This is a genomic window from Hassallia byssoidea VB512170, assembly GCF_000817785.2.
Classification (GTDB): Bacteria; Cyanobacteriota; Cyanobacteriia; order Cyanobacteriales; family Nostocaceae; genus Hassallia; species Hassallia carrinoi.
Map to the genome: position 1 here is coordinate 1 of NZ_JTCM02000089.1, position 17,322 is coordinate 17,322.

The following is a 17,322-nucleotide window of genomic DNA, read 5'->3' on the forward strand; positions in this document are numbered from 1 at the left end:
ACTCATTGACAGCCAACATCTGTAAAATGTCGTGGGGTGTTGAGGATCTAGTAAACGAACTATGAGTGCCATTTTTGTCCAGGGGAGCGCCCCAGGGCGATGCCTAGGTTGGGCGGGTACGCCTACGCAGTTATCTTAACTCTAAGAGCGTTTTGTTCAGCAACGCGATGATTACCAATTTTTACCTAGCAAAGATTCAAATTCCGATTGTAAAGCTTTGATATCGGCAACTCTTGCCACTAGTAAATTATCCGTGCCAGCATCAGTTAAACGCGATCTCCAATAGCCAATACTGTCTGAATTGTTCAACCAAAACTGAATCACCGTATCTACTACTTGATCTAAATCCCAATTCCATTTAGGCGGAACCGGTTCTACAGACTCGATCAACGCATCAAGGGTGCATTTATGCGTTCCTATGTATTCTACCCCTTGGTGTTGTGGTTTTTGGCAAATCTGTTGATGATTAAAAAATTGCAAAACAGGAGATACACCTACAATATCAAAAGAGTACTTCATTGCAGTTGTCCCGGTGTTTATTATTTTGAGGATACAAAATATTATCGCTCTTAACAGTTAAATATTTCTCTATATCTAAGGTATTAAAATTACCTCGAAAATTAGCACTTCCAGCTGATGAGTGCTAATGTTGAGAAAAAGATTTGAGGTATTATTAAATAGTTTTAAGCATTAAACAAAGGGGTGCAGATTATTTTTAATATTTTTTTAAATATCCCACTCACAGATTTTAAAGGTGAAGTGGCGGCTTTGTTAGCGGCTGGTTTGTGGGCTGTAGCTTCGGTGGTGTATGGACGTTTGGGACAACGTATTCCGCCACTGCAACTGAACTTACTCAAAGGGATAATTGCGATCGCTCTTTTAACAATCACCATTTTTGTGCGGAGAGAATTTTTCCCAATCTTGACAATTGTTCCCCTAAGTCTTTTGTTACTCAGCGGGATTGTTGGTATTGGTTTGGGCGATTTAGCCTTTCTCGCGGCGATAAATTCTTTCGGTGCGCGTCGTACCTTACTTATGGGAACTCTGGCACCACCAATGACGGCAATAATCGCGCAGATTTTTCTTCAAGAAAAGCTGAATGTGAATGCTTGGTGCGGCATTTTGCTGACGATTGTGGGAGTTGCTTGGGTGGTGACTGAAAGATTACCCGATAGCAGCGGTAATTCCTCAACGCAACTATCGCGAGGAATCGGCTTTGGTTTATTAGCAGCGATCGCCAATGCGATTGGGGGTGTTCTTTCGCGTGCAGCACTTGCCAATACTAGCATTCCACCTTTGTGGGCATCATTGTTTCGGTTGATTGCAGGGGTGTTGATTCTCTTACCGTTAGTATGGTTATCTTGGCGTCGGGGTAGGATAATTTTGTCGGAGTTGCAATCAACGCGAGTAATTTTGGCAACTTGTTTCGCTGCCTTTTGCGGAACTTATTTAGGTATTTGGTTGCAGCAGACGGCAATTAAATTTACCCCAGCGGGAATTGCTTTGACTTTATTGCAGACTAGTCCACTGTTTATCATGCCTTTGGCGATTTGTATGGGTGAAAAAGTCAGCTTTCGGGCGATCGCTGGTGTGGTCATAGCGATCGCGGGAATTGCATTGTTGTTTTATTTGCGGTAATAAGAGAAAGGGACTAGCGCCAAAGTTACTCAAATCTTATCAATTATGTTGTTGCCAAAACACACAATCTTTTTGCGGTTTGGAAAGATTATTCACGAGTGATAGTAAATTTTCTTGATTGAGAGATAATGTGCTGTATAATTGATGTTTTGGTTGTCTAGAAGTGTAATCAAAAAAGACAGCGAATCTATCGTCAGCTACAGGTGTCTTTCCTCGATGGAAGATGCTACTAGTAGCAGCAAAAATTACTGTACCAGCAAGTCCTGTGCATGATTTCCAATTGGATGGAGATAGTACTTGTTGCATAGTTTCGTCTCTTATGTAGCCAGAGCGATATTTCAAAGAGCGAGCGACTGTTGAGGTTAAAGACTGGGGAATGTATTGAAAAGGACCTCCATCTTCATTGACATCATTTAAATAAACAATAATTTTCAGGACTTTTCTATCTTCCAAATCGATATGCCACAGTCTTGATTTTATCGCTACCTCATTGGCTATATCTCTGCGAAAAAATACGCCTTGATATGCTACTGGTAAACCAAGATAATTTTCGACGATATTAAGTAAACGTTCTTCAAGTCCCCACAAGAAAATCTCTGGATGCTCCATCATTTGTTGAGAAGTAGCATGAACAACAAACTCGTTTTTCTGACCAGAAATACTTTTTGGTATTTCGGACTTCAGCTTTTTCGCAACCTGGAAAAAACGAGGATTAGAAGGAATTCCTAAAGCTGATAATGAAGTAATTACTACTCCATCACGTTTAATAGTCTCGACTAAAGCGCGATCGCTTGTTGAAAGAACAGGTAGATTGACAAGATGTTTGTTCAGCGCTGTCTGATAAACAAGCTCAGATTTCGCTTGCACAAATGGTATTTGCGTTAATTTCCTTATTATTTTATTACGTGCTTTTTGAACCAGTATGTACATGAAAGTAACCTTGTTTGATTGTACAAAATTTTATCATTACATATTTTTTTGTATAACTTAATACTCTCTGCCCAAATTAAATCTTTTTTTTAATTATTGGCAAACGCAAGCTCGATATTCTCTAAGTATTAATTTTTCCTGAAGATTTCTTCATGATTGCTTGACAAAAAATATTGTCGCAATACTTTTTTAAGTATTAAGGCTGAACTTTGGATAATAATCGACACACTTATGTTGTAAGCTAATATGAGAATGAGTGTCAAGTCGGTTAACACTACCAAATCAATAAAAAAAGCGAATTTTTATCTTTATGGTATGAGATTTCTTGCTATCTCTAATATCTAATGAAAAGAGAAAAATTATCGGAGCTATGATGACGCAATCAAAACAAAGGACAAGATAATTTCCGCCCTGCGTAGGTTTTTAGGAGAAAAAGCATGTTAATTGGCACTCCTCTTTTCTCCTACTGCTTAATAATTAAACTGAGGTAGATTCTGCCCAAATACAAACTTATTAATTTTTCCGAAAAGTCATCTGCAAAAGTCGAAAATATTATTCCTTTTGCTTTGAATGTGCTTGTATTATGACAAATTATAAGTAGAAACAGGAAAAGTGTCCACTTATTTATTTATACTTTGAGATAAATTTAAAATTCCTTTATAAAATTTGGTAATGCATTACGGTAACTTTATAAATTAGAAGTATTCTTGCCTGGTAAATGGGAAGTAAGGGCTAGACAAGTGAAATTTCATACTTTGTTGTGTAGCGACACATAGAGGGTAGATTTGGAAAATAGGATAACATTTGTTACATAGATACTTAGAGAATTGAACTTACCCGCCGTGATAGTATCGTGCTTTAACTATTAGAGAAGAAATGATATGGTGCGGCTGATTTTGACAGCGATTTTGCTGTTACTATTGACAGGATGTGGTAGTGGATTTTTGCCAACTAGCCGATTGGTGCAAAAAGCGATCGCAATTCAACTTGAGCAAACCCAGCAGCAACTTGAGGGACAGCTAAATCTGGATTTTCGCGGTTTTGAAATCAATCGACTAAAAATTACCCAGCAAAAATCCTTAACAATTCAAAATTTACCAGTTTATCACATTCGCGGAACATACAACCTCGTCTTCAAACTACCAGAACGCAAGTTAACGCAACCTCAAAAACCTTTTGAAGTTTATTTACAACTTCAAAAAGAAGGCAAAACTTGGCGATTGCTGCTTCCGCAAAAAGATAGCAACAATTCTCAACCAGTTTGGCGCAGTTATTTAATTGAGGGTTAGCAAAAAGTTATGAGTTATAAGTTATGAGTTATGAGTTATGAGTTATGAGTTGTTGATTCAAAACTCAAAACTTTCAATCTATAACTTTGAAATCTTAATTCTTAACTTATAACTCCTAACTCCTAACTTTTTACAGTAACCCTGCTGATTCATACAATCGTTTGAGCATCGCTGTAATTTTGGTGCCATATTGCAAATCTGCTGACCATCGTCCTGATAATTTATCTATCGTTGGTGCTACACCACGAGTCACAAAGCGAAATCGAGGATCTACTATTTCATTAACTAAGGGTTCTAGACTGGCGTAAGCTTTTAAATGTTGAATGTGCGCTCGTACTCCAGTTCTAGCATTATCAAACTTCGCCGCTTCTAAACTGCCACCAATTGTGCCTAACCCGGCAAAGTTATTTTGCTCTGGTTTAACATCGCCGCCAAAGCGTAAAAATCCCGTTTCTAAACACATTTGACAAAAGGCGATGTCATAGTTTACCCCTTCTACAGTGGCTTCTTCTCGATAGAGTTTCGGTAAGTCGGGAAACTTCGCCAAAGCGCTTTCGTTGTTGTTTTTTAGGAATAGCTGTAACTGCACTTCTGAGGTATAACCACGCGCCATAATTTGGTCAATTTGATTGGGATTAATTACCAAATTGGAGCGTAAAGAGATAGTGCGGGTAGTACTGTCCCAGCTAATCGAAACGTTAAAATCTCGCAGTTCAACTGCTTTGACATAAACAACTTTGCGATAGGTAATACGCCGCACGTTAGGTGCTTTTGATAAATCGATTCGCAAACGATCTACTAAATCAATGGGGATGTATGCATTACCATTAATTAGTATTCCTTTTTCGGAGTAATTTTGACCGTTGATTTTGATGTTGATTGGCGGATAATTTGGATCTGGGGTAGGAGCAGAACCAGGATCAATTGTACCACTCCAAGATGCCAGTCCATCGGCGATTCCTAAGGCAAACTCGCGACGCCGATTTTGTAGTAAAGCGCGATCGTCTGGACTGCTGAGAAAGCCAACTTGCATTATCATTGAAGCGATCGCTGTTTGCCGACAAAATGCCAAACTACCCAATCCACTATCTGTATCTGGCTTGACTCCCCGATTTGGTAGTTGGGGTACGCGACGCAATAACCCCACCAGCAGTAGTTCCGCATTACTTCTACGCTCATCGTTGCTGGCGATGTAGAATACACTAGCCCCACGCACAGAAGGATTGCTTGCAGCATCAGCATGAATTTCTAACGCCACATCGCGATCGCGTGCGCGAGAATTGATCCAGTTGATAGTTTGCGCTGCGCTTAAGTCATCCGGAACCGCTAAAACTTCAACAGAACGCGATCGCAATTCTGTCACAATCAAATCTCGCAACAGTATCATCTCTCTCGCTTCGGTTGTACCACCCGCGATTGAACCTGGATCGATTCGTGTTGCTTCTTTGCCTCCGTGAGCCGCCGAAATAAAAATACGTCCCATATTCAGTATTTCCTCTGATAAAATTAAGCATTAGTGATTCTATACATCTTTCTTGGCTTTGGAACAAGAATATAATAGCGATCGGGAGATAGTTGTTAATTGTTGGTTGTTGGTTGATAGTTGATGGTTGATAGTTGATGGTTGATAGTTGATGGTTGATAGTTGATGGTTGATGGTTGTTGGTTGATAGTTGACGCTAACCACTACCCACTACCCACTACCCACTCTCCACTAACCACTAACCACTATCCACTCCCCACTCCCCACTCCCCACTCCCCACTCCCCACTCCCCACTCCCCACTAACTCGAAAATGCAAATACCCCGCTTACATCCAGACACAATTGACGAAATTAAACAACGAGCTGACATTGTGGATGTCGTCTCCGAGTACGTAGTTTTACGTAAGCGCGGGAAAGATTTTGTTGGTTTATGTCCCTTCCACGATGAGAAAACTCCTAGTTTTACAGTTAGCCAAACCAAGCAGATGTACTTCTGTTTTGGCTGTCAAGCAGGGGGAAATGCCATTAAGTTTTTGATGGAGTTGGGGAAGCGCTCTTTTGCAGAGGTGGTGCTAGATTTAGCACGCCGTTATCAAGTGCCGGTGCAAACACTCTTACCAGAACAGCGGCAAGAGTTGCAGCGTCAGCTTTCTTTGCGCGAACAGTTATATGAAGTTCTCGCTTCGACGACACAATTTTATCAACACGCGCTGAGACAACCACTAGGGGAAAAGGCTATTGAATATTTAGGCGATCGCCTTTTCAAGGAAGAAACAATTCAGCAATTCGGCTTAGGTTACGCCCCAAGCGGTTGGGAAACCTTATATCGCTATCTTGTGCAGGATAAACATTATCCAGTGCAACTGGTGGAAAAAGCGGGATTGATTAAGCCGCGTAAGGAAGGAGGGGGTTATTATGATGTGTTTCGCGATCGCCTAATAATTCCCATCCGCGATGTTCAAGGACGCGTGATAGGCTTTGGTGGGAGAACTCTGACTGATGAACAACCCAAATATTTAAATTCACCAGAAACCGAGCTTTTTAGTAAGGGTAAAACTTTATTCGCTCTCGATCAAGCTAAAGCCGGGATTTCGCAAGTTGATTCGGCTGTGGTGGTGGAGGGATATTTTGATGCGATCGCTCTTCATGCTGCTGGTATCACTAACGTCGTTGCTTCTCTTGGTACAGCATTAAGTTTAGAACAAGTACGGCTGGTATTGCGTTACTGTGATTCTAAACAGTTGATACTCAACTTTGATGCTGATAAAGCTGGGACGAATGCCGCAGAACGAGCCATTGGAGAAATTGCCGAACTTGCGTATAAAGGCGAAGTTCAGTTAAAGATTCTCAATTTGCCGAATGGGAAAGATGCTGATGAATATTTGCGCGAATATAAGCCGGAAGATTATCGAGAATTGTTAGCAAATGCCCCACTGTGGCTGAATTGGCAGATTGAGCAAATTACTCAAGACCGCGACTTGAAACAGGCTACAGATTTTCAGCAAGTTTCGCAAGAGATAGTAAAATTACTGAAAAAAATAGAAAATAAAGATACGCGAAATTATTACGTTTCTTACTGTGCAGAAATACTCAGCTTGGGGGATAGCAGACTTATACCTTTACGAGTTGAGAATCTTTTAACGCAGATTGCGCCTTTGTCTACGTCGTACCGTCAGCCAATACCGCTACGCAAGCATTCAAAAGCTCGTGTAGAAAAGGCAACTATAGATAATAGTGAACGCGGTCTTTTAGATCAAGCAGAGGCTTTATTGCTGCGGATTTATTTACATTGTCCCGAACAGCGTCAAGCTATTATTGCAGCTTTAGAGGAGCGAGATTTACAATTTAGTCTTTCGCACCACCGATTTTTGTGGCAAAAGATTTTAGAGATTCCCCTTGACATAGATGTTAATTTAGTATCCACTTTGCAAGATAGATATTTGGAGTTTTCGGAGGAAATGAAGTTAGTTTCGCATCTATTTCATGTGAGCGAGAAAGAACAGAAAGAAATTTTGCGTACTCCGCAAGTGATTCAAGTTACGACTGCTTGTATGGAACGAGTATTGCGAGAAAAACGCTGCCGTCACTATTTGGAATTGTGGAAGCAAACCGATCCAGAAGCAGAACCAGAGCGATATCAATCATATTGTGATGCCTTCTATGCCGAAAACCTGCGAATTCAGGAATTAGATCGGCAACGGCTATATTCGATTACAGATTTGTTGTCGGGTTGAGGTTGATGTAGTGCGTAGACGCGGAGCGGCTTGTCGATAGACATCGCCTACAACTCTACTTTGCAGTAGTTCAAGGAAAAATTCTGTAAATGTCTTTGCGGTGAGCAATACGTTGACAGATTAATGTTTTTGTTTCTTGATCAACCGTGATGCCAATTCTGTAGTTACCCACGCGAATTTTATATTTATCGGTATAACCTTTCAGTTTTTCCAGATATCCGATCTTCAAAGGGATTTTCGGATTCAAGTTCTTGAAATACGATGAGTTCTACGCGGCTTTGAATCTCCACGGGCAAAGCAGCAAGTTCTTTTAAGAATCGCTTTGTGTATTCAAGTTGCCACATTGTCACCTTTTAGTGATTGATAATACTTTATAGCTTCATCTTTAGATAGTGGTTTTTCATTTTGTACTTCCTCCATCAGTTTTACCAAACCGTAATCCTCAAGAATTGCTTCAATTTTTTCAAACTCGGCAATGGAAATTTGTACAGCGATAGGTTGCTGATTTTCGTCAAGAACGTAATTTTTGTGTATTTGAAGCATTTTAGTGGTTCCTATTGCTGAAAGTGCGATCGCCCTTCTTCTGCGTACTCTTCTTGAATCATTTCAAAAACATAGACAAGTTCGGCACGCGCTTCGTCTGGTGTTCGTCCCCAAGCGCTGCCTTCTAGAAATCGCTGGGACGTATGCGACAAAGGTGCCATTGTCATCGGGACGGATAATTACTGTGTAATCTTGTAGAGACTTCATGGGGATAACCTTAGAGGTTTCATAAATAATGTAGCAGGATTATGCTTTTTGATAACAATTAAATGCTATGTAAAACTAGCGACTTCCACAAAACGTTCAACAGCCAAGCTTTTACGATTGAGTTTAATTCGCTCAATTTCATGAAGTGTTTCTGCCGTCAGGTAACTTTCGCCGCAATGAAGACAAGTTATCACGGGAATGTTTTCTATAACCAGCAGGTCTTGACCCTTGCCATAGTTTCTAGTAATCCTGCGGATTCTTGCTTTTTCGCTTCCACAAATATCGCACGACATCTAGCATTTTCCTAGTATAATTACCACTTTAAACAAATGTTCTCAAAAATTTGAGCGCTTCGGTCTTATTTTGAAATATTGCATGAATTACATCACCATTATTGTAACGAATGTCAATTTCATATTTCAATGCTGGCGCAGAAGTAGATTGAGTATCCAGATAATTATGGATATATTCAATGGCATTCTCGATAGTGGCAACTTGCTGAGATAGTCCGTGTAGAACAATTACATTTACCTGCTGAATCAGTCTGCTAAATGAATGTTGTAAGGTATTGATAAAGTTATTTATCTTAACTTTTTCAAGGTTCAAAAGTTTATTCTTAATGCTAGTAATATTCTCCATTGACAATTTATCCCACTGAGCTATCTTATTTTGAAACTCTACTTCTGGTGTGCTTTCGTTGAAAGAAGCATTTATACCAACAGACAAAAATGATTTAACTATGTTGTCATACTCAAGATAAAGAATTTTAAAGCCTTTAGACTCTAATTGTCCAAGCGCTCCTTGTGTAAATACACCTGCTAAGATAGCACCTAAAAACGGGTTAAGGTGACTATATGTATCTGCCAAAGGGATCAGCGCTCCTTCAATTTCTTGAACTTTGTTTCTAGAATGCTTAGTGTAACGCCGCCATGCAGTCTCAATAAATGCTACTGGAAGACCCAGAGTATCTTCTGTACCTGCCCGTTCCATCACATAATCAAGATCGTGATAGTTACCGTAGCGATCCTGCCACGATACCTTTTTGCTGATTCGTGCCTTGCGCTTCTTCTGATAATCCAAGTAAAAACCATGCTCATCAGCAACTTGCTGAAGTGTCTCACGAATAAATTCTTGAATGAGATTCCCGATAATCTGACCCCATTTATGTGAAAATGACTCTGCCATTACATATATTAAAAGAAATTTGTTTTTTCATGCGCTTATCCACGAACCCACAAACAGCCTTCGCAAAGAGGTACTTGGTGCTTGCGGTTTTTCCACTTTACGTTGCGATCGCGAATTTTATTAAACTCGAAGGATTTAAACCCTGCTGCCAAAGCTAACAAACCCATCCATTCAATTACCGGAACATAAATACCATAGGGAGCAGAATCGCCAATTACAAAGCAAACTGTTGCAGGTTGTTTGCAGACTCGGTAGAGTGCTTTCCAAACATTAGCCATGTCCAAAAAGTAACAGGCAATCATCAGATGATAATTTTTTTTGCCACCATGTAAATGTCGCTCTTGGGACAACTGGTGACAAATTTCAATTATATTAGGTTTGATTGGCTCTAACTCAGGAGATGCTAACACTTCATCAAGATTTACATTCTTATTTGTAACGTGCTGCGAACATGAACGAATTAAGTGTTGCCGTACAGCTTTTTGCAGATCGCCCCAACCTTCAATTTCTCTCATGAAGCACATTTCTAAGCGCGTAGCATCGGCATAGTCATAGTTATTTGCATAAGGTGGAGAGGTGATTATCAAAGAAGCAAAATTATCAGATACACCTTTACAAGTACGAGCATCAGATTGAATGATTTTAGCCGGAAATCCTGCTGTTTTTGCGGCGATTTTCATGTCTGTAGCAATACTTTCTGCCATTAGCTGAAAAGCTGAGATAGGCTGTAGCGGGGATTGTTTCTTTTTGCTAGGTAAGATGTACTGCCAAGGTGCAGTCCCAGCGTGAGAAACAGAACGAAGGATAGCTATCAGGGTTAACCAAGCTAATTGAGATTGTGATGAATCAGCGGCAAATTTATCCCAACTTTTTCTCAATTTATCTAGACATTCAAGAGAGGAATCGCTGAAACATTCACGAATTAAACTTGGATATTCATCTACACAACCTTGCAAATTTTCGGCACATCTTATAATCTTGTTTATGTGTTCAAGATAAGTATCGGGACAAGTTCGATATAACAGCTTTGCTTTTGCTACACGCACGACGAAGGGATGAGCCTCAATTCCATAACATTCAATTCCCAGCTTTTCAGATGCAAGCAAGGTTGTTCCCGAACCGGCAAATGGATCGAGTAGAGTAACTTCTCCCTGTTCTTTGGCTTGAGTAATGACAGTCTCAACCCATTGTGCAGAAAATCCCGCACTGTATCTAAACCAGCGATGAACTGGCAATTTCAGGTTGTCTATGAAGGTTGAGGAAGTGTCAATAGGCATAAATTTTTCTTAATTCATATATATCAGAATCTTCTAACAATAAAAATTCATGCAGTTCTTCGATAGAAATGGGAGATTTATAAATATTAGTATCAGATTTATAAACATCTTCAAAAGACTCAATAGCCTCTTTTAACTTGTTAATAGCAGTTTCTTGAGTATTTCCCTGTCCAATAATCCCATTTTCTAAACATAAAGCGACCCAATAACCTGTATGCCTAAATACTACTGTGTAAAAGTCCATTTATGTTTACCTACTAAAGTTGTAATGCAAGGTGGGCAATGCCCACCCTACTTTAATTATCTCGCAGCCGCCGGCATACCCAAAATATCCTCAATCCTGGGCATATCTTCTAACGCAATCACTCTACCTTCATCCTCAAAACCGCTAATTTGATCGAAGTTCAAATACCGATACAAATCATCGGCAAAAGGATGAATTCTATTCGCCACAATGTCCATATATTCCTGCACTGAAGGAATGCGTCCAAGTAGCGCACAAACTGCGGCTAATTCCGCTGAACCAAGATACACCCGCGCATCTTTACCCATGCGATTATTGAAGTTGCGGGTAGATGTTGAAAACACCGTTGTGCCGTCAGCAACTCGCGCTTGATTACCCATACATAAACTGCAACCAGGCATTTCTGTACGCGCATGTGCCGCATCAAAAATGTTGTAAACACCTTCTGATTTTAATTGCTGTTCATCCATGCGCGTAGGGGGACAAATCCACAAGCGAGTATTTACAGTTCCTGCACCTTCTAACACTTTGGCTGTGGCGCGATAATGACCGATATTTGTCATACAAGAACCGACGAATACTTCTTGTACTGGGTCATTGACAACTTGTGATAATAATTTAATATTATCAGGGTCGTTAGGAGCGGCAACAATTGGTTCTTTGATTTCGTTCAAATCGATTTCAATGACTTCCGCATATTCTGCATCTGCATCTGCTGACATCAAAACCGGATTTGCTAACCATTGTTCCATTTTGATGACGCGGCGCATGATGGTACGAGCATCGGCGTAACCGCGTGCTACCATGTTCTTTAACAGCGCCACGTTAGAACGCAGATATTCAGCAACTGTCTCGACACTCAGCTTAATCGTACAACCTGCACAAGAACGTTCTGCGGAAGCGTCGGTGAGTTCAAAAGCTTGTTCAACTTTCAAATCTGGCAAGCCTTCTATTTCCATAATCCGTCCTGAGAAGACGTTTTTCTTGTTTTTCTTCTCGACTGTCAGCAAACCTTTTTGAATCGCGACGTAGGGAATTGCATTCACCACATCTCGCAGGGTGATACCGGGTTGCAATTCTCCTTTGAAACGTACCAAAACAGATTCTGGCATATCTAGGGGCATTGCACCCAACGCTGCTGCAAAAGCAACTAACCCGGAACCGGCAGGAAAGGAAATTCCCAAGGGGAAGCGGGTGTGAGAATCGCCACCTGTGCCTACGGTGTCGGGTAACAGCATCCGATTTAACCAAGAGTGAATGATACCATCACCAGGACGCAAGGCGACACCGCCACGAGAAGCAAAGAAATCAGGTAATTCTTGATGAGTTTTGATATCTACTGGTTTGGGATAAGCTGCGGTATGGCAAAAACTCTGCATCACTAAGTCTGCGCTGAAGCCGAGACAAGCGAGTTCTTTTAATTCGTCGCGGGTCATCGGACCTGTGGTATCTTGAGAACCAACGGTAGTCATAATCGGTTCGCAAGATGTGCCGGGACGTACACCTGGTAAGCCGCAAGCTTTACCGACCATTTTTTGTGCCAAGGTGTAGCCTTTGTTTGTGTTGGCTGGTTGGTGGGGACGCCTAAAGACGGTGCTGGGTTCTAAATTAAGTGCAGCGCGAGTTTTATCGGTGAGGGTGCGTCCGATGAGGAGGGGAATGCGTCCACCAGCGCGGACTTCATCTAAGATTGTATCTGGTTTGAGGGTGAAGGTAGAAATAACTTCGCCTGCCTCGTTGGTGATTTCCCCTTTGTAGGGATGGATGGTAATCACCATGCCGGTTTCTAATTTGCTGACATCGCACTCGATGGGTAAAGCACCGGAATCTTCAGCGGTGTTGAAGAAAATTGGCGCGATCGCACTTCCTAATATATATCCTCCTGCCCGTTTGTTGGGGACATAAGGTATATCTTGTCCCATATGCCACAATACTGAATTTATCGCCGATTTGCGCGAAGAACCTGTACCGACTACATCCCCCACGTAAGCGACAGGATGACCTTTTTTCTTTAACTCGGTAATGGTTTGTATACCCCCAGGCATCCGTGATTCCAACATGACTAAGGCGTGTAAAGGAATATCCGGGCGAGTTGTGGCGCTTTGCGCTGGTGATAAGTCGTCGGTGTTGGTTTCGCCGGCTACTTTAAATACTGTAACGGTAATAGCTTCGGGTACTTCTGGACGAATCGTAAACCATTCCGCTTCTGCCCAAGAGTTTATCACGCGAAGAGCGAAGGGATTGGTTTTAGATAATTCTAAAACGTCGTGAAAAGCATCATACACCAACAAAATCTTACTCAGGGCAGATGCGGCGTATGCGGCTATGGGTTCGGTTCCTTGTCCCCCCATCACCAACGGTGTTTCCGAGGATGTAGAGAAGGATACGGTGGGAGTTTGCAATAATTCAATTAGCGATCGCACGTTATAACCGCCGATCATCGTGCCTAGCAATTCTACAGCATCGATGGGTGAAATTAAAGGGCTGGTGATTTCCTCTTTGGCAATACCTGTAAGAAATCCCGCTTTGACGTAAGCTGCGGGATCGACACCTGGGGGAATGCGATCGCGCAATAAATGCAACAATGTCTCTTCTTCCCCTGTCGGCGGATTTTTCAGTAATTCACATAATTCTGAGGTTTGCTTCGCATCCAATGGTAAAGGGGGAATACCGAGTTGGGCGCGTTCCGCAACATGTTGACGGTATTGGTCTAGCATTTTTATATTCTCCATTGGAATGTTATCCCTTTAATTATGAAATATTTTTAGGCAATACTTGGCTATCAAATTTTAGGTTACTTTTATTACTTAAAGTCTTACTGGTAATCGGTTCTTAGCAATTTTTTTATACTTAAGGTATAGTTTTTGTCAGCCGAATATCTTTATACTTTGATAGAATACGAGCAAAGACAGTTTAGTATTGCTGTAAAATCGCAATCATGGTTAAAAATTAATTAATCTACTAATGATTTATCCTGATTGTTGGTTTAACCAATTTTCACTCATCAGCAATACTAGAAAAATCTAGCAATGCTTCTCCTAAATTCTCTAATTGTTCAATCGATAAGCCTTGAATTCGCTCGATTAATGATGCATCAATTTCACCAATACGGCGATTCAGTAAGCGTAGAACTAGACGTTGTTCTCCTGACTGTATAGCTTGTTCTCTGTCTCTTTGATAAAGTGGTTCTAGTCGCATAATTAACTTTTGATAAATCGAAATAAATTAGATTGATTGTAGATTTAACCAAGCTTCTAAATCAGCAATACTAGAAAAGTCTAGCAATGCTTCTCCTAAATTCTCTAATTGTTCAATCGATAAGCCTTGAATTCGTTCGATTAATGACGTATCAATCTCACCAAGACGGCGATTAAGTTGACGTGTAATTAAACGTTGTTCTCCTGACTGTATAGCTTGTTCTCTGTCTCTTTGATAAAATGGTTCTAATCGCATAATTAACTCCCTATCGTCTGCTTCTAATTCTTGATTTACTCTCAAGTTTTCGCGCAAGTTGTAAACTAATTCCAGGGTTGCTTTTTGGTATGGATGATCTAATGGTAACGCTTGCAACTCCATAATCGCTTGTGATTGCACACTTCCCCTACCCAAAAGCCTCAACCATAAAGTCTCAGGTGTTTGCGGTAGTTGGTGTATTGCCACAATTGCTGTCCGCAAGGCATCTGGGAGAAAATGTACTCCTGATAACCAACCTTCTTTTTGCATAGTTCCAAAGCTAGATAATCTAGTTTCAGATATGGTTGGAGTAAAAACCCATAATTTGGGAATTTCTGAGTCTTGAAGTTTGGTTTTATTAGCTTTAGCTTCTCGTCGCAATAAAGCCTTGACTTCTAATAATTTGAGAATACAGTCGCAGATTTCATCGCTAGAAGCTGGATTGCGAAAGGGTTCTATGGTGGCAGGATTTTCAGCAAATCTTCCTAGCAAACCGAGTATTTGTAAATTAGAGTTTTGCTGTTTGGCAGGAGTGAATAAAACATCTATTTCTTTAATCTCTCCTGCAACTTTTTCTGATGCTTTGACTTCTCCGTAATCTTTTAGTAGTTCTTCTAGATAGTCTTTGGCAAATTTATCATGTATAAACCGAGTCATTCATTTTTAAGATTGCGGAAGTTCTGGGTTGATGCAAAGTTTTATTATATAGCAGTCCTGAATCATTCGTGAGAAAATAGATCCCTGACTTCTTTGATAAGTCGGGGATCTGGACACTTTGAATTCTCACAAATCATGTCTGTAATGTCACATTTGGCTAATTACTTTTAATTTTTCATGCCTCGCCTAAAATGCACTTAACTTTACTCGCTTAAACTTCCGCGCAACGGGACTAGGGTGGTTATTGCATTTTCATCTGATGTTTTATCTGTATTAGATTTTAAGCGTGTCAATCTGCTTTTACGGATGCGATCGCTGTCTCGAACACCACCTGCAAGTTCATATTCATTGCTGTTTTTGCCGTACTTGAAACCAACACCCATCAACATTTTGTCTGAAACCTGACTTAAGGTTTTTTCCATCTCATCCAACTTTTTTTTAGAAGAGTCAATCATAGCTATAGCGGCGTTATAATTATCAAGCATATTGTGAAACTGCTCTATTAATTGAGTCAGGTTTTGCAAGTTGCAAGTATCATCAAAATTGATTTTTGGATCAATAGCTTTCAGTCCGGCAACTCTAAACTCAGCTTTTTCTAGAATCCGGGAACTACGTTTTCTTCGAGACATAAATTTATACGTTTAAAAGCTTTACAAAGCTATTCTGTCTCAATTAACCTGTATTCTAGTTCAGCAAAAAGCACATTTTTTTTAGCAAAACTTTTTATTTATGTCCGTGATTTCTCTGAGTTTAATCACTAAAGTGAAATGTAGGGTGTGTTATGGCTTTAACCTAACACACCTCAATAAATGATAATCAGATGGTGCGTTGCGTTATATCATGTCCGCATAATTAGTTATGATTCCCACAGTTATTGAACCCCACCCCGATCAGCCCCTCCCCGCAAGCGGGGAGGGGAGACAAAGCTACGCTTTGGCGGGGTGGGGTTCTTCTGGTTTAATAAGTAATCAACCGGACACGATATTACACGACAATGCACCCTACTATTTTATGTTTAATTAGGATCGCACCTTTACTTGATAGTCAAGAGCGATCGCTTTAACCTTAAGCCTTCATCTTGTAACCTCAAGGCTTCATGTTCTAGCTTTAAGGCTTCATCTTGTAATCTTAAGGCTTAATGTTGTAACCTTAAGGCTTAATGTTCTAGCTTTAAGGCTTAATGTTATAACCTTAAGGCTTCATGTTGTAACCTTAAGAGTCAACATTGTAACATTGATGACCAAAGTTTGTAGATGAGTGCAATCATCGCTACATCTTGCCAAACTTTATTTAGGCGATCGCAACCTTATAACCTAGTACAGCATGGTGTAAATAAACCACTGCAAAATCAGCTATCTATCATACATATTGTCGCAGCAACGGGCGCGATCGCACCCTGGATTGATCAATGATAACGCGATCGCGCGTTTGGGAAAATTTCAAGATGGAAGTTCAACCAAAAGAAATCAGGAATTATTTAAGATTTGATGGTATAGATATTTTTTCTGAGTGGTTTGACTCTCTGCGGGATAGAAAAGCAAAAGCTAAAATCAGAGCAAGGCTTGACCGAGTAGAGGAGGGTAATTTAGGTGATTGTAAATCAGTTGGTGATGGTGTTTTTGAACTCAGAATAGACTATGGTTCTGGCTACCGCATATACTTTGGGCAGGAAGGGTCAACAATTATTATTCTTTTGTGTGGTGGCGATAAAAGCACTCAAGATAAAGATATTGCTAAAGCCAAGGAATATTGGAAAGACTACAGGAGTAGAGATGATGCGTAGAAGTACAAGCTATCATGAAAAACTGATTCAAGACTTAAAAAATCCACTAGAAGCAGCAGCTTATATCGAAGTTGTTTTAGAAGAAAGCGATCCGAAAATGTTAAGTAAGGCACTGAAAAATGTCATAGAAGCGCATGGTGGAGTTGATCAGCTTTCTGCACAAGTCAAGGAACTCTACAATAAATTTGACCAGATGCTATTAGAGAAAGGCGAAATTGAGTTTTACAGTATAAATTCTTTGTTGGATGCTTTAGGGTTACATTTGGCAGTAATAGTGAAGTCTTAATACAGGGCGATCGCACATAACTATAAATCAGCAACCCCTATGATAGTAATTACATCTGTGCATCCACCCGCAGGTGTTCATGCGATCATCTCACCCTTAGCCCCAAGAAAGT

Annotated in this window: 17 protein-coding genes and 2 pseudogenes; 6 read left to right on the plus strand and 13 right to left on the minus strand. The window is 40.4% G+C overall.

The genetic code is table 11. The features are described 5' to 3' along the window. Positions 1-171 precede the first annotated feature (171 nt). Entirely contained in the window at positions 172-519 is a 348-nt protein-coding gene (locus tag PI95_RS26275; RefSeq protein ID WP_039740103.1) for a hypothetical protein, read from the minus strand. A 183-nt stretch (positions 520-702) separates the two neighbouring features. Here PI95_RS26275 and PI95_RS26280 point away from each other — a divergent pair, with 183 nt between their 5' ends. After that, entirely contained in the window at positions 703-1,638 is a 936-nt protein-coding gene (locus PI95_RS26280) for an EamA family transporter (RefSeq protein ID WP_052324802.1), read from the plus strand. A gap of 39 nt (positions 1,639-1,677) precedes the next feature. Here PI95_RS26280 and PI95_RS26285 read toward each other — a convergent pair whose 3' ends face one another. After that, positions 1,678-2,568 carry a phytanoyl-CoA dioxygenase family protein gene (locus PI95_RS26285; RefSeq protein ID WP_039740100.1) on the minus strand — a complete coding sequence of 297 codons (891 nt, stop codon included), beginning with the start codon at positions 2,566-2,568 and terminating at the stop codon, positions 1,678-1,680. A gap of 881 nt (positions 2,569-3,449) precedes the next feature. Between PI95_RS26285 and PI95_RS26290 the strand changes: the two genes are divergently transcribed. Continuing rightward, complete coding sequence (locus PI95_RS26290; RefSeq protein ID WP_039740098.1) at positions 3,450-3,857, plus strand: hypothetical protein; 408 nt, start codon at positions 3,450-3,452, stop codon at positions 3,855-3,857. A gap of 130 nt (positions 3,858-3,987) precedes the next feature. Here the strand turns inward: PI95_RS26290 and tftA are convergent, their stop codons facing one another. Then, positions 3,988-5,340, minus strand: coding sequence for a hormogonium tapered terminus morphoprotein TftA (gene tftA / locus PI95_RS26295; RefSeq protein ID WP_039740095.1), 1,353 nt, complete (start codon positions 5,338-5,340; stop codon positions 3,988-3,990). 312 nt (positions 5,341-5,652) lie between these two features. Between tftA and dnaG the strand changes: the two genes are divergently transcribed. Then, positions 5,653-7,575, plus strand: a complete 1,923-nt coding sequence (gene dnaG, locus PI95_RS26300; RefSeq protein ID WP_039740092.1) for a DNA primase — start codon at positions 5,653-5,655, stop codon at positions 7,573-7,575. Positions 7,576-7,905: 330 nt separating this feature from the next. On the opposite strand, the gene PI95_RS26310 is transcribed toward dnaG, so the two are convergent. The 10 genes and pseudogenes from PI95_RS26310 to PI95_RS26355 all read right to left on the minus strand — a co-directional run bounded on the left by PI95_RS26310 (position 7,906) and on the right by PI95_RS26355 (position 15,770). Further along, positions 7,906-8,118, minus strand: coding sequence for a RelB antitoxin-like protein (locus PI95_RS26310; protein ID WP_039740090.1), 213 nt, complete (start codon positions 8,116-8,118; stop codon positions 7,906-7,908). A gap of 11 nt (positions 8,119-8,129) precedes the next feature. Continuing rightward, a pseudogene (locus PI95_RS26315) lies at positions 8,130-8,325 on the minus strand (type II toxin-antitoxin system HicB family antitoxin). A gap of 65 nt (positions 8,326-8,390) precedes the next feature. Continuing rightward, the gene (locus PI95_RS26320) at positions 8,391-8,618 is read right to left on the minus strand and encodes a type II toxin-antitoxin system MqsA family antitoxin (protein WP_039740087.1); all 228 of its coding nucleotides are present in this window, start codon (positions 8,616-8,618) and stop codon (positions 8,391-8,393) included. A gap of 28 nt (positions 8,619-8,646) precedes the next feature. Continuing rightward, positions 8,647-9,510: a hypothetical protein gene (locus tag PI95_RS26325; protein ID WP_039740084.1), complete on the minus strand. Its 864-nt coding sequence runs from the start codon at positions 9,508-9,510 to the stop codon at positions 8,647-8,649. Between the two features lie 35 nt (positions 9,511-9,545). Then, entirely contained in the window at positions 9,546-10,787 is a 1,242-nt protein-coding gene (locus tag PI95_RS26330; RefSeq protein WP_052324801.1) for a DNA methyltransferase, read from the minus strand. Continuing rightward, positions 10,777-11,031 (minus strand): type II toxin-antitoxin system HicB family antitoxin, encoded by a 255-nt coding sequence (locus PI95_RS26335; protein WP_039740082.1) that lies wholly within the window; start codon positions 11,029-11,031, stop codon positions 10,777-10,779. Before PI95_RS26335 ends, PI95_RS26330 begins: the two co-directional genes overlap by 11 nt. 56 nt (positions 11,032-11,087) lie before the next feature. Then, positions 11,088-13,748 carry a bifunctional aconitate hydratase 2/2-methylisocitrate dehydratase gene (acnB, locus tag PI95_RS26340; protein ID WP_039740686.1) on the minus strand — a complete coding sequence of 887 codons (2,661 nt, stop codon included), beginning with the start codon at positions 13,746-13,748 and terminating at the stop codon, positions 11,088-11,090. Between the two features lie 252 nt (positions 13,749-14,000). Further along, positions 14,001-14,241 (minus strand): annotated as a pseudogene (locus tag PI95_RS26345) (DUF4351 domain-containing protein); the annotation flags it as partial. A gap of 15 nt (positions 14,242-14,256) precedes the next feature. Beyond that, on the minus strand, positions 14,257-15,141 hold the full coding sequence (locus tag PI95_RS26350) for a DUF4351 domain-containing protein (protein WP_039740078.1): 885 nt from the start codon (positions 15,139-15,141) through the stop codon (positions 14,257-14,259). Positions 15,142-15,344: 203 nt separating this feature from the next. Beyond that, positions 15,345-15,770, minus strand: a complete 426-nt coding sequence (locus PI95_RS26355; protein ID WP_039740074.1) for a hypothetical protein — start codon at positions 15,768-15,770, stop codon at positions 15,345-15,347. A 624-nt stretch (positions 15,771-16,394) separates the two neighbouring features. Here PI95_RS26355 and PI95_RS26360 point away from each other — a divergent pair. From PI95_RS26360 to PI95_RS26370, 3 genes are read left to right on the plus strand one after another with little or no spacing between them, the layout of a single operon-like run. Further along, positions 16,395-16,553, plus strand: a complete 159-nt coding sequence (locus PI95_RS26360; protein ID WP_163519213.1) for a hypothetical protein — start codon at positions 16,395-16,397, stop codon at positions 16,551-16,553. Between the two features lie 32 nt (positions 16,554-16,585). Next, on the plus strand, positions 16,586-16,924 hold the full coding sequence (locus PI95_RS26365; RefSeq protein ID WP_039740072.1) for a type II toxin-antitoxin system RelE/ParE family toxin: 339 nt from the start codon (positions 16,586-16,588) through the stop codon (positions 16,922-16,924). Then, on the plus strand, positions 16,917-17,210 hold the full coding sequence (locus PI95_RS26370; RefSeq protein ID WP_039740683.1) for a helix-turn-helix domain-containing transcriptional regulator: 294 nt from the start codon (positions 16,917-16,919) through the stop codon (positions 17,208-17,210). The genes PI95_RS26365 and PI95_RS26370 overlap by 8 nt, the downstream gene beginning before the upstream one ends. Positions 17,211-17,322: the final 112 nt, after the last annotated feature.